This window comes from Lysinibacillus sp. NPDC056185 (assembly GCF_047737915.1).
In the GTDB taxonomy this organism is placed as follows: Bacteria; Bacillota; Bacilli; order Bacillales_A; family Planococcaceae; genus Lysinibacillus.
Genome location: NZ_JBLLLQ010000019.1, coordinates 42,037 through 54,582, shown reverse-complemented (window position 1 = coordinate 54,582; position 12,546 = coordinate 42,037). Strand labels below are relative to the sequence as shown.

General features: G+C 36.1%; 14 protein-coding genes. 6 read left to right on the top strand and 8 right to left on the bottom strand.

Annotated features, from left to right (window positions below):
* Nucleotides 1-186: 186 nt before the first annotated feature.
* Complete coding sequence (locus ACMZ42_RS17610) at nt 187-864, top strand: hypothetical protein (protein ID WP_415732210.1); 678 nt, start codon at nt 187-189, stop codon at nt 862-864.
* Between the two features lie 45 nt (nt 865-909).
* Nucleotides 910-1,350, top strand: a complete 441-nt coding sequence (locus ACMZ42_RS17605) for a DUF4181 domain-containing protein (protein WP_415732209.1) — start codon at nt 910-912, stop codon at nt 1,348-1,350.
* A gap of 102 nt (nt 1,351-1,452) precedes the next feature.
* Here the strand turns inward: ACMZ42_RS17605 and ACMZ42_RS17600 are convergent, their stop codons facing one another.
* The 6 genes from ACMZ42_RS17600 to ACMZ42_RS17575 all read right to left on the bottom strand — a co-directional run bounded on the left by ACMZ42_RS17600 (nt 1,453) and on the right by ACMZ42_RS17575 (nt 6,463).
* Nucleotides 1,453-2,703 (bottom strand): methyl-accepting chemotaxis protein, encoded by a 1,251-nt coding sequence (locus ACMZ42_RS17600; RefSeq protein WP_415732208.1) that lies wholly within the window; start codon nt 2,701-2,703, stop codon nt 1,453-1,455.
* 198 nt (nt 2,704-2,901) lie between these two features.
* Nucleotides 2,902-4,320: an aspartate ammonia-lyase gene (aspA, locus tag ACMZ42_RS17595; RefSeq protein ID WP_370078926.1), complete on the bottom strand. Its 1,419-nt coding sequence runs from the start codon at nt 4,318-4,320 to the stop codon at nt 2,902-2,904.
* Nucleotides 4,321-4,768: 448 nt separating this feature from the next.
* A complete protein-coding gene (locus ACMZ42_RS17590) occupies nt 4,769-5,398 on the bottom strand; it encodes an NAD(P)-dependent oxidoreductase (RefSeq protein WP_415732207.1) in 630 nt (209 codons plus the stop codon).
* A gap of 76 nt (nt 5,399-5,474) precedes the next feature.
* Nucleotides 5,475-5,885 (bottom strand): Rrf2 family transcriptional regulator, encoded by a 411-nt coding sequence (locus ACMZ42_RS17585; protein WP_402873852.1) that lies wholly within the window; start codon nt 5,883-5,885, stop codon nt 5,475-5,477.
* 113 nt (nt 5,886-5,998) lie between these two features.
* On the bottom strand, nt 5,999-6,205 hold the full coding sequence (locus tag ACMZ42_RS17580) for a thymidylate synthase (RefSeq protein ID WP_370078932.1): 207 nt from the start codon (nt 6,203-6,205) through the stop codon (nt 5,999-6,001).
* A gap of 45 nt (nt 6,206-6,250) precedes the next feature.
* Nucleotides 6,251-6,463, bottom strand: coding sequence for a hypothetical protein (locus tag ACMZ42_RS17575; RefSeq protein ID WP_370078934.1), 213 nt, complete (start codon nt 6,461-6,463; stop codon nt 6,251-6,253).
* A 150-nt stretch (nt 6,464-6,613) separates the two neighbouring features.
* On the opposite strand from ACMZ42_RS17575, the gene ACMZ42_RS17570 reads away from it, so the two are divergent.
* Nucleotides 6,614-7,072: a hypothetical protein gene (locus ACMZ42_RS17570; RefSeq protein WP_415732206.1), complete on the top strand. Its 459-nt coding sequence runs from the start codon at nt 6,614-6,616 to the stop codon at nt 7,070-7,072.
* Nucleotides 7,069-7,416 carry a hypothetical protein gene (locus ACMZ42_RS17565; protein ID WP_415732205.1) on the top strand — a complete coding sequence of 116 codons (348 nt, stop codon included), beginning with the start codon at nt 7,069-7,071 and terminating at the stop codon, nt 7,414-7,416. Before ACMZ42_RS17570 ends, ACMZ42_RS17565 begins: the two co-directional genes overlap by 4 nt.
* Nucleotides 7,417-7,449: 33 nt before the next feature.
* Here the strand turns inward: ACMZ42_RS17565 and ACMZ42_RS17560 are convergent, their stop codons facing one another.
* Both ACMZ42_RS17560 and ACMZ42_RS17555 read right to left on the bottom strand, forming a co-directional pair.
* On the bottom strand, nt 7,450-8,427 hold the full coding sequence (locus ACMZ42_RS17560) for a thymidylate synthase (RefSeq protein ID WP_370078943.1): 978 nt from the start codon (nt 8,425-8,427) through the stop codon (nt 7,450-7,452).
* Between the two features lie 73 nt (nt 8,428-8,500).
* Nucleotides 8,501-9,421: a hypothetical protein gene (locus ACMZ42_RS17555; protein WP_415732204.1), complete on the bottom strand. Its 921-nt coding sequence runs from the start codon at nt 9,419-9,421 to the stop codon at nt 8,501-8,503.
* Nucleotides 9,422-9,629: 208 nt separating this feature from the next.
* Between ACMZ42_RS17555 and ACMZ42_RS17550 the strand changes: the two genes are divergently transcribed.
* Complete coding sequence (locus tag ACMZ42_RS17550) at nt 9,630-11,822, top strand: ATP-binding protein (protein WP_415732203.1); 2,193 nt, start codon at nt 9,630-9,632, stop codon at nt 11,820-11,822.
* Nucleotides 11,815-12,441 carry a response regulator gene (locus ACMZ42_RS17545; protein ID WP_415732202.1) on the top strand — a complete coding sequence of 209 codons (627 nt, stop codon included), beginning with the start codon at nt 11,815-11,817 and terminating at the stop codon, nt 12,439-12,441. Before ACMZ42_RS17550 ends, ACMZ42_RS17545 begins: the two co-directional genes overlap by 8 nt.
* The last annotated feature ends 105 nt before the right edge of the window (nt 12,442-12,546 follow it).

Here is a 12,546-nt window from a genome sequence, read left to right as displayed (position 1 = left end):
CTTTCAATATTATACCAAAAAGGGAAACTTGTGCTTAAATTGTTTTTTAACTATTGAAATTTCAAAGTTCATTCCCTCAGGCTCGTTACTTCATATATTTTTTGCCCCAGTATTTGTAAATGTGTTATAGTTTAAATAAATAACTAATTATTCTGTCATTTAATTCATTTTTGTGAGGTGAAGATATTGAAGAAATATATATTTGCAGGAGCTTTACTGGGAATTTTCTTTTTAACAGGGTGTGTAAATGAAAAAACAGAAAATGTAAAATCATCCAAACCATCGACCGATGAACAAACAGTAGAAAAAGAAAAAATCGTAGCTCCAACTCCTTTAAATTTAACGCAGGAACAAAAAGAAAAGTATTACAAGGAATATATTTCTCTTGTAGAGAAAGTGAACGAAGAATATCAAGAAAACTTTGAAATAGAACCTATATCAAAGTTTACTGATGAATACTGGGTTGAGGTAAGTGATTTTAAAAAGATGTTAAAAGAAAGAGTAGATGCTTCATTTATCGTGTTAAAAAATAATGATGCGTATGCTCCAACTTCAGTACCGAAAACAGTGGAAATACATACAGGTTCAAAGGTTGCTATTATTAGTTTTGAAGGCTCTTTTGATACACAGTTAAATTCAAATACAACTGAAAGTAGGCAGTTGTTTTCAGCTATGAACTCTCTATCTTCGAAAATTGAAAATGGTAGTGGTAACTGGATCCAAAAAGGATACAAATATACAATTGACGATGATGGTCGCTCTTATATCATTACTGTTGGTGGAAAATACTCTGAAAGTGGTGTTTCTTCTTCTCATTTAATTAATGTAGAATTTTATTGCAATAAGAATGGTGGTATTTTATGACCGACAATATTTAAGAAAAGAGCTTGCCTACGAGGTGATTGAAAATTGATTAATATCGAATTTGGAACATTTATACTTTTTCTAATTACGCTTGTTTTAGTAATTAGTATTTTTGGATTTGCCATTAGAAAGCTGTTAGGTGTTGAAAGAAAGAAATGGTTTTCTTATAATCACATTAACGAAAGACATAAAAAACTAGATTGGTCTGTACGAATAATATTTATGAGTTTATTTTTAATTAGTTCGTATTATATGATTGGTAACGATACACTTGGAATTCCTTGGTATTTTGAAACATGGTTTATCTTAATTGTCTTTTTTATAACATCTGAAATGCTACGAGCATTTATGGAATGGAAATACGCGGAAAATAAAAGAGATTTTGTTGCTACTATCGCAGAAATGGTGTTAATGATTAGCATAGGATTTTTGACGATAACAACCGATTTTTTCGGCTTATTTATATTTAATTTCGAAGCTATTTAAACCGGTTAATTAATACACTTGATATAAAATAAAAAAGGCTATTTCGCAGAAAATTTATTCCTGTAAAATAGCCTTTTTTAATGAATACTATATTTCTTGCAATTATTGTCCACTAAATCTCTGTGTCAGCTTTTGTAAATTTTCAGCTTGTACACATAAATCTTGTGATACTACCATGTTGACCGCTTGCATGGAGGCACTTTGCTCATCTACTGACTGCAGAATGACCTCTGTATAATTAGACAAACTGTCCATTCCACTTGCGATTGTCGATACTAAGTTTGTAACCTCATTCGCGCTACTTGAAAGCTCTTCTGCTGTTGCGGAAATATCCTCAAGTTGGTTCGTCATTTTGCTAACATGCTGAGAAATCGTACCGAATGACTTTGTAGCCTCATCAATAACATAGACGCCCTGTTGAACGTTTTTCAAGTCCTCTTCGACAGAGGTAGCTACTTGTTTTGTATCGCTTTCAATGCCAACTACCAGCTCGACAATTTGAATAGCCGAATGCTTAGATTGCTCTGCCAATTTTCGAACTTCCTCCGCTACTACGGCAAAGCCTTTACCATGTTCTCCAGCACGCGCCGCTTCAATCGCTGCATTTAATGCAAGCAAATTCGTTTGATCTGTAATAGCCGTAATCATGTCTGTCATAGATTTGATATCTGTCATTTTTCCAGATAATTGCTGCATTAATTCACTTGTTTTTTCAGTAGAAGTTGAAATGAATTCCATCTGATTTTTAGCCACGTGTAAAATTTCCACACCGTTGCCTGCAATGTCATTTGCTTCTTTTGCATGATCAAATACATCTTGCGTTGCCACGGTAATACGTTCAATGCCATCAGCAGTTTCCTGCATAGCAATAGCACTTTCATTTGCAGATTGTGCTGCTTTCTTAAGGCCATCAGTCGTATTCTCCATTTGTGAATCAACTTCGTTCACTGCATCTGTAATTTCATTTGTACTTGCTGATAGCTCCTCAATGCTCGCAGATAAATCTGAAGAACTACTTGCAATATTTTGTGTCATCGTATGTAATTGTTCCTTCATCTTTAAAAACGCTTTAGCTAAGTCTGATATCTCATCATTGGAATTAATTTCAATCGGAGCAGTACTTAAATTTCCACCAGCAATTGCTTGTGCAGATTCTGATAATTGTTTAATAGGCTTAATAATTTTAAATTTTACATAGAAAATACACGATAATGTCATCGTAATTCCTATTACTGTTAATAAAGTGGATAGCCATTTTAATGAAGTTAAATTTGCTAGGTCTATAATTAATAAAACACCCATGAGAACATTTAAAGTAGAAAAGCAAATTATACTTTTTTTCCGTAAGCTCATACTAAATTCCTCCAACTATAATATTATTCCAACGTAGTTATTATAGTTTAATTCTCCTGAAATTCATAGAAAAAAGACCAACTTTTGTAAGGGGAATGATATATAAAAGAAAAAGTACTTTCGTAGTATCCAAAAAACATGGAGATGTGCTCTAAAAGTAAAAGCACTTTGCTTTAGACAAAGTGCTTTCACCATAAATTATTTTAATTTCATAATACTTGATCCAGCAATACCAGGATGTGTCATCTCATATGGATCTAGAATTAAATCTAATTGTTCTTTTGTTAGGACGCCTTCTTCAATGCAAAGCTCACGAATTGAACGACCAGATAAAATTGCTTCACGCGCAATTCGTGCAGCTACCTCATAGCCAATATGCGGGTTCACTGCTGTTAACACACCAACGCTTTTTTCCACATATTCTTTCATGCGATCTTCGTTTGCTTCAATATCCTTCAAGCAATTTTGTGTAAATGCTCGGAACACGTTATTCATAATGCTAATCGATTGAATTAAGTTAAAGACAAGCACAGGCTCCATAACGTTTAATTCTAATTGTCCTGCTTCAGATGCTAAAGAAATCGTATGGTCATTACCAATTACTTGGAATGCCACTTGATTAAGAACCTCTGGCATAACAGGATTTACTTTCCCTGGCATAATAGAAGATCCAGGTTGACGAGCTGGTAAAATGATTTCCCCTAATCCAGCACGTGGTCCAGATGCCATTAAGCGAAGGTCATTAGCGATTTTCGACATATTAATCATACAGATTTTTAGTGCGCCTGATACTTCTGTATAAGCATCCGTATTTTGTGTTGCATCCACAAGGTGTGTAGCGCCTTTAAGCGGCAATCCTGAAATTTCAGCAAGATGAACATCAACTGATTGAATATAGTCAGGGAATGCATTTAATCCTGTACCAACAGCTGTTGCTCCCATATTTACATCATATAAATTTGGGCGAGTTTGGCGAATGCGCGCAATATCACGAGTGATCACACGGCAATATGCTTCAAATTCTTGCCCTAATCGAATCGGTACAGCGTCTTGTAAATGCGTACGACCCATTTTAATAACATGCGCAAATTGCTCCGCTTTTTGGTGGAACACTGCTTGCATGTTTTCCATTGTAAGAAGTAGTTCATCTATCAAATTCAACACAGCGATATGAATAGCTGTTGGGAAAGCATCGTTTGTTGATTGTGACATATTAACATGGCTGTTTGGGCTAATTGTTTTGTAGTCCCCTTTTTCTTTGCCCAAAATCTCTAAGGCACGGTTAGCAATAACCTCGTTGGCATTCATATTAATAGATGTGCCAGCACCGCCTTGGATTGGGTCAACGATAAATTCAGCATCCCACTCGCCGTCAATAACTTCCTGTGCAGCCTCGACAATTGCATCTCCGATTTCTGTTGAAAGTAGGTGTACCTCCATATTACTCATAGCAGCTGCTTTTTTTACAATACCCATTGCTTTAATAAGAGCAGAGTGAATTGTATATCCTGTAATCGGGAAGTTTTCAGTTGCACGAAGCGTTTGAATCCCGTAATAAGCATTGCTTGGTAATGCACGTTCACCTAAAAAGTCTTTTTCTATACGTTGTGTGGACATAATTGTCGTCTCCTTTTATGTAATCCTCACACTTGATAGTAGCTAATTAATGCAGTATTGTAAACAGTCATTTTTCTGTAAAATGAAAAATCCCATGAAAAGATATTATTATTCCCTAAAAACCGAGCGCTACTTTGAAACTATTAAGACATATAAGATTACACACTTTTTACTTTGGTTAGCAGTTTTTCTCGTTTTTAAACAATTATGCCTCAGCATAATTGCGTATGGATTCGGCTTTTTACTTGCTCAAAGAACTCTTTTTCGATTCATAACAAGTGGGTTCATAATTATTAATCTTCACCAATCAGGCTATTCCAATGCAAGATAAATATTCCCATTCGTTCATTTAGCACAATAAAAAAGCTGAACTAATTGTTTGTGTTAGTTCAGCTAAATATAAACTATTTTAATGTGTACTATCCCAGGAACACTGGTGTTAATTCTTTTATTTATTTGAAGAAACTGTAAAACGACTGTTAACATGCTTTGGATTTTCAATTTCATCTAATACTGCAACGGCATAATCTGCATAGCTAACATAACTTTCACCAGCAGCATTTACTAATAAATGATCTTCTCCAGCAGTATAGCTACCTGTACGTGGACCTTCTGGATCAAAGAAAGCAGATGGGCTTAAAAATGTCCAAGTAATAGTTGATTGTTGTAAGTCATGTAGATTTTCACCTTGGTTTTTAGCTGTCGCATAAAACATTTCAGGAAAATCTGGTGTATCCATTACGCGTACAGTTTTCTCTGGGTCTACAAACAGACTACCCGCACCACCGACAACAAATAATTTTGTATCAATACCAGTGAAAATATCGATTAAATGACGGCCAGCTTTCACATGTAATTCCTCCTGACCAAAAGGAGCCCCAAATGCATTTACGACTACGTCAAACCCTTTCACATCTTCTTGAGCTAATTCAAATACAGCCTTTTCAATTACTGGAATATTTGCTGTTATTTTCGAGGCTGAACGCACAATCGCAGTTACATCATGGCCACGTTGTAGTGCCTCCTCTACAATTTTTTGTCCCGCTTTCCCTGTTGCACCAATTACCGCAATTTTCATATTTATAATTCCTCCTATTTTCCATTTGTAACTATTTTAGTTACAGGTTAGATACAAAAGACCGACTTCGTTGATGTTAACGAAGTTGATCTAGCACATCCTGCAAAGTTTGTGCTTGTAGTTGTTCTTCCATTGCATGCCAAACAGATGTATAAACACCTTCCAATGTCCGTTGGATTTTTCGACCAACCGCACATGCTGGATTTGGCTCATCATGAATCGCAAAAAGCTGCTCTGGCCCATCAATCGCATGGTAAATGGCTAATAGCGTTAAATCTTTTGGCTCCACTAATAGATCATAGCCTGCAATTCCTGGTCGTGACGTAAGCAAGCCCGCTTTTTTTAGTACCCCAATCATTCGTCGCACGACAACTGGATTTGTATTCACACTACCTGCGATGAAATCAGACGTCAGCTGGCTTTTATCAGATGTTGTTGCAATGAGCGAAAGTATATGGATCGCTACCGAATATCGACTGTTCACCATATGTATCACCACCTGTTGTAACTATTATAGTTACAGGTTTAAATAAAAACAAGCAAATTGCTCTATTTGCACCTGTATTTATTTTATTCCGTTATCAAAGTATTATACGATAATTATAATTTCTTTACATAAATAACTAATTCTTGTCGTAGTTCCCCATCTTCCTCATAAAAGTCTAAGTTATGAAATTCATACTTAAAATGGCCAACTGGAAATGTCACACTTTCTCCTTGTGCCGCAGCCAATATGCCTGCCACATCATGTGACACCATTTGCAAAAGCTCTGTACCCAAAACCGAATCTACAAAAATCACGTTCATAATAAAACACCTCCTCAGCTATTATAGCTCAGAAGGCGCTTACATTTATAGTCTTTCTTTATAACGTTTCAGACGAATATCCTCAACGACTTGCATCATTTTATGTATTTGCTCCTGTGTTAATTTTGTAGAGATGTGTGCTAGCTCATGTTGATGAATAAATTCCTCTTGTTGTTGAGGAGTACTGGTCAGCAATTTCGTCCTTAAACGTTGCTCACACCCTCTTCCGTCTATTTGAAAAATCAACGATCTCCTCACATCATTCACCTCTAAATTTTTATTAGAACTTCCATATTAAAACTTATATCGGAAAAATTTTCATGTTTTTAAATATCCTTCATATAAAGCGCTAGGGGATTTAGCTCTAAATAAATCAAGCTCTCTCTTTTGGCGGTAGTATCCGGCTATTTGATCGGTTCTTTTCGTCGGTTCGACGATTCTTTCCGTCGATTCGATCCTTCTATCCGTCGCTCTGCCGGTTCTTTCCGTCGCTTCGACTCTTCTATCCGTCGCTCTGTATTCTTTCCGTCACTTTTGCCATTCTATCCACGATTTTGCCGGTTCTATCCACGAATTCGGCTCTTCTATCCACGATTCTGCCGGTTCTATCCACAAATTCGACTCTTCTATCCATCACATTGGCCTTTTATCTGCCGCTCTGTATTCTTTCCGTCACTTTGCCTCCGCTATCCGTCGCTTGGACTGTTCTTTCCGTCACTTCGACTCTTCTATCCGTCGCTCTGTATTCTTTCCGTCACTTCGACTCTTCTATCCGTCGTTCTGACTGTTCTTTCCGTCACTTTTGCCTCCGCTTTCCGTCGCTCTGATCTCTTTTCGTCACTTTGCCTCTGCTTTCCGTCGCTTTGACGATTCTTTCCGTCGCTTCGACCCTTCTATCCGTCGCTCTGCCGGTTCTTTCCGTCGCTTCGACTCTTCTATCCGTCGCTCTGTATTCTTTCCGTCACTTTTGCCATTCTATCCACGATTTTGCCGGTTCTATCCACGACTTCGGCTCTTCTATCCACGATTCTGCCAGTTCTATCCACGAATTCGACTCTTCTATCCATCACATTGACCTTCTATCCGTCGCTCTGAAATCTTCCCTCGCATTGCCTCAAATTTCCATCGCTCTGACTTCTATCCCTCGCTCCGCCAGTTCTTTCCGTCGTCTCAACTCTTCTACTCGACGCTTCGCAGTTAGTTCGCTTTAAAAAAACAGCAACCAAAACGGCTGCTGCTTCAGTTTAAACGGCAATTGGAGCTTTAATTGTTGGGTGTGGATCATAGCCCTCAATCGAAAGATCTTCGAGTTCTATGTCAAAGATTGACGTTTTATTTGGATTAATTTTTAAGGTTGGTAGGTCCTTAGGCTCACGTGAAAGCTGTTCTTTTACTTGCTCCACGTGATTTAAATATATATGAGCATCCCCAATGCTATGAATAAATTCGCCAACTTCTAAACCACATTCATGTGCAATTAAATGTGTCAGTAATGCATATGAGGCAATATTAAATGGACAGCCTAATAATGTATCTAGGCTTCTTTGCATTAGCTGACAGCTTAATTTTCCATTTGCGACATAAAATTGGAACATCACGTGACAAGGAGGTAATGCAGCTTTACTGCCTTTTGCTCCTGCATTGATAACATCCTCTGGATTCCATGCATTGACAATAATGCGTCGTGAATCTGGATTGTGTTTGATTTGATCGATTACATCTTGCAATTGATCGATGCTTTCCCCTGTTGATGTTGTCCAATTACGCCATTGCTTGCCATAAACATTACCTAGCTCGCCGTATTTACGTGCAAATTCATCGTCTGTTAAAATACGCTCACAAAATGAAGCTAACTCTTTTTTGTAGTCAGCATTGAAAGACTCGTCCACTAAGCAACGACGGCCAAAGTCTGTCATATCAGGACCTGAATATTCATCAGACTCGACCCATTTTTTAAAAGCCCATTCATCCCATATATGATTATTATTTTGCAGTAAATAACGAATATTTGTGTCCCCTTTAATGAACCAAAGTAGCTCACTTGCTACAAGTTTAAATGGTACACGTTTAGTCGTTAAAAGAGGAAAGCCCTTGCTTAAATCAAATCGCATTTGATAGCCAAATACACTATATGTACCCGTACCTGTACGATCTTCTCTTTTCACGCCATTCTCTAGTATATGTTGTAGTAAATTTAAGTACGCGATTTCTGGATGCGCCATGTTAATCAACAGCTCCTTCAAGTATGCTGTTGACCATTATAACATCTAGGACGTCCAAAAATAAAAACAATATTTACATTTCTGAGCCAAAAAAATTGTTTTCTAGCTCTTTTGAGATTTCACTCTCAATTGTGAAAAAAAACGTTGGTAACAAAATAATATTAAATAAAATAGGAACGATAATCAGTAAAAGATCCATCCCTGGGGAAAAATAGACACTAAAAGCAGTCAGTAACCCTGATATGACTAAAAATAAAATTTGGACACCGATAATCATTAACGGAATGATTTGGTACATATAGTTAAGCTTTCGGAACTGATGCATGTTTTCTGGATCTTCTATAATTCTCTTTTTTAAGCGCCTTGATAAAACTATACAGGCGATAAGCTGTGCAATAATAAAGCTTAAATAAATAACACTATGTAAAACCATTTGCCCTTTCATAACCGTGCCATTAAAATGTCCTACCCGCTGCTGTAGTAGCTTGTTAACCGCTCCCTCATAAACATATTCCTGCTTACTAAAATATGTGGGCGGTTCCACAAAGCCGAGCGTTGCCCAATCCTTTGAGTTGGTTTCCCAGTCGATTAATTTGCTTGCCAAAATACGCAGTTGAATAGCATCATTTTCACCAAACATTCCTACTAAAAAAGTATATGGTATCGCTACCTTCATTTGCCCATTTTGCTTTTCATTAATTAAATCTTTAATGGGAAAAGTATACGTAACATCTGTCTGGTGAGCTTCATAACGAGCGTCCCCGATCTTCCAATGACTTTCTAAGGAAGATTCAATATTATTCTTCATTTCAGGATACGGCGTATCATTATGTAAATGCTTAGGAATCTTATAGACAAAACGATTGTCACCCCCAATAATGCAAATATCAACTTTCACCGCATCATTCTCATAGTTCTTAGCGATTATTGTACTCGGGTACGACATTATGACGACTAGAAAAAAAAGGATTAGTGGCAATCCTTTCTTTTTCACGCAACGATCCCCCTTTTCGACACATATGCTAGATTTACACTATCATAGGCAATACCGAAAAAACCACTTCGTTTTTCCGAAAGAGCAATAGTGGTTTTCCGAAACACCTTATTTCGGTATTCCAAAATTACTAAAAATTATGGATAATAAATAGGTAATTAAGATTGAAATGGGGCAATATTATCATGCAAATATTTGAGAGAAAGCGATGAGTAAATGGACATATAGTATTTTCATAACCTACCTACTCCTCGGTATTTATGTGCTCGTAGTGGCAATGCGAATCCCTTTAATTGGTATTTTAGTGGACACAACTAGCCAAAAACCGGTCATAACTGAGTTCTATTACTCAATATGGGCCGAGCAAAATAACATTGAAAAAGGCGATCTTTTACTGACAATCGATGGCAAGCCTGCAGAAAATGTTCGTTCTATCCAACTCAATTCTTTCGTTAGAGGTGCTAAAGAACTGACGTTTATGAAACCTAATGGTGATGTTCATACTGTTAAAGTTAAGCATAAAGATATTCCGGAAGAATTTTATTTACAAATTATTTTTCCGCTGTTTTATTTTGTCCTATCCTTTGTAGTTGCCATCTATTTATGGCAAAGAAATAAAGATAATCAACTAACTAGTTTACTAACATTATTTTTATTAACTTGTTCTTTGACTTATATAAGTTGTGGAGCCTCAAGTAGAGGAAATTTAATTGGAGAAGCAGTAATAGGTATTGGTATCGTTTTATGCATGTTACTTTTTATTCACTTTTTACAATTTTATTTCCGATACCTCCATCTAAAATGGTCGTACCTCAATACCAAATGGCTTTATTTATTACTACTACTTATACCTTGCTGTAATTTCATAATGAGAGTTAAGTCTGATTTTAGGGTAATAACAGCATTAATTTATTTAGGCATATTTGCTGTACTTGTTCTCTATGCCATCTATATTTTACTAACGAGTTATTTACGAACTAAACTGGCAAAAATCCGTCTGATCACCATTGCATTTATTACGCCTTTTTTGCCGTTTTTACTATGTTTCGTTATACCCGTAATTTTAGGTCAGAACCCTATTTTTCATGGTGAGGTAGCTGCATTATTTTTATTGTTTATTCCTTTTTCTTTTATTTTCATTCAAGTGAACGAACGATTATTCGATATTGAATATCAATTATCTCGTTTGCGCTATTATTCAACACTTGCTTTTTTTAGTGCATTAATCTTAACTACAGGTATTACCATATTATTTATTGATACATTATCGATTATTCAAATTACGAGCGTCTTTATACTTATTTTCCTCGTTATTATTGCTAGCTTTTATATAAAAGAGCAGCTTGATTTTAAGTATCGAAAGATTATTTTTTCATCTTCTGGAAATTATGTACATAATTTATATGCTGCCGTTAATCGAATGGGTAAAGCAAAAGATCAGCAAGAATTGCTGGATCAATTTAAATATGAGATAACAGAAAAGCTTGGTACTACAGCTTTTACGATTACAACAATAACGGAAGATACGCCATTCACTCGCGGTGAAGTCAACATCGGGAATAACATGACTCACCTGTTATTACATGATACAGGTGAAGAAAAAATCATGTTAAACATTCGACATGCATTACAAAAAGAAGAGCTTCTTTGGTTAGAGTTACTTGCCCTCTATGTTTCAATGTTTATTGAAAATTTAAAGCTCATTGAAGATTTAGTATGTGAAATAAGGCTTATGAAGGATCACAATGATACACAGCTTCCTTGGCTCGATAAATTATTATGGAATATCATTGAAAAGGAAAAAAGTATTTTAGCGCAAGAATTACATGACACTATATTACAGGAACAACTTCATTTAGCGAGAGAGTTAGATGTACTTGCTAGCTCACCTATAATAAAAAAAGATAAGGTATTAGATATTCGAGAGCAATTGCTAAATGCATCGAAGGATTTACGTGAGTATTGTGAGAATCTAAGCCCTCCATTACTTGACACATTTGGGCTTCAAATCGCCTTAAAAAAACTGATTCAAAAGGTGAAAATACGTGCCGACTTTTTATTAAACACCCAAATAGAACGCGTCCAATTTCAGGATGCAACCTTACATTTAGCCGTCTATCGCCTTGTGCAGGAGCTTTTAAATAATGCCATTAAGCATGCCGAAGCCACTGAAGTTTCGCTAAAACTACAAGTGATCGATTGCGGTTTTATCCTACAATACGAAGATAATGGTATTGGCTGCGATATTGAAGATTTAATGCAATCTTCAGCTTCAATGGGTATTAACGGTATTCGAGAACGAGTCCGTGCTTTTAATGGAGACATCACGATAACCTCCAGTCATAATGAAGGAATGCAAATATTTATTCAAATACAAGAGGACGTGGAATCATATGATTAATATTCTTATTGTAGATGACCATCCTGTCGTTTTAGATGGTACAAAAACATTATTACAGGATTTAATAAATGTTCATATCGACACAGAGCAGGATAGTTCCGCTGTTCTGTCTAGAATGGATGCTCAAGCTTTTCAATTATTTTTAATCGATATAAATATGAAGCCAATCAATGGCATCCAGCTTTCAGAAATGATTAAGAAAAAGCAACCAGAAGCACTGATTTTACTCTACACTGGCTATGAGCTTTCCGATTATTACGAATTACTTATTGAAAAAAAGGTCGATGGACTATTATCAAAGCTTGCCACGAAACAGCAAGTTATTCAAACCATTGAAGCCGCACTAAGAGGTGAAATCTTGCTAGCAGCTGATTTTTTAGATTTTGTACAGCAGCGCATCAATTTACCAAATATGCAGCAAGAGATTTTACTAAGTGACAAGGAACAAGAAATATTACAGCTTGTCGCACAAGGTTGTACGAATAAAGCAATTGCTTCAGCCATTGGGGTCACGCAGCGCACTGTAGAAAATTATTTATCCAAACTTTTTGTCAAACTAAAGGTAGAATCTCGTGCAGAGGCTGTAATCGTCGCAAAAGAGAAGGCATGGATCAACTAATTATCGTTAAATTACGTTAATGTAAATTTTATATTACTAAAATCGGAATATACTGGATAAATGTCTGGAACTGTTATATAATCAAAACAATAATTACATTACTTC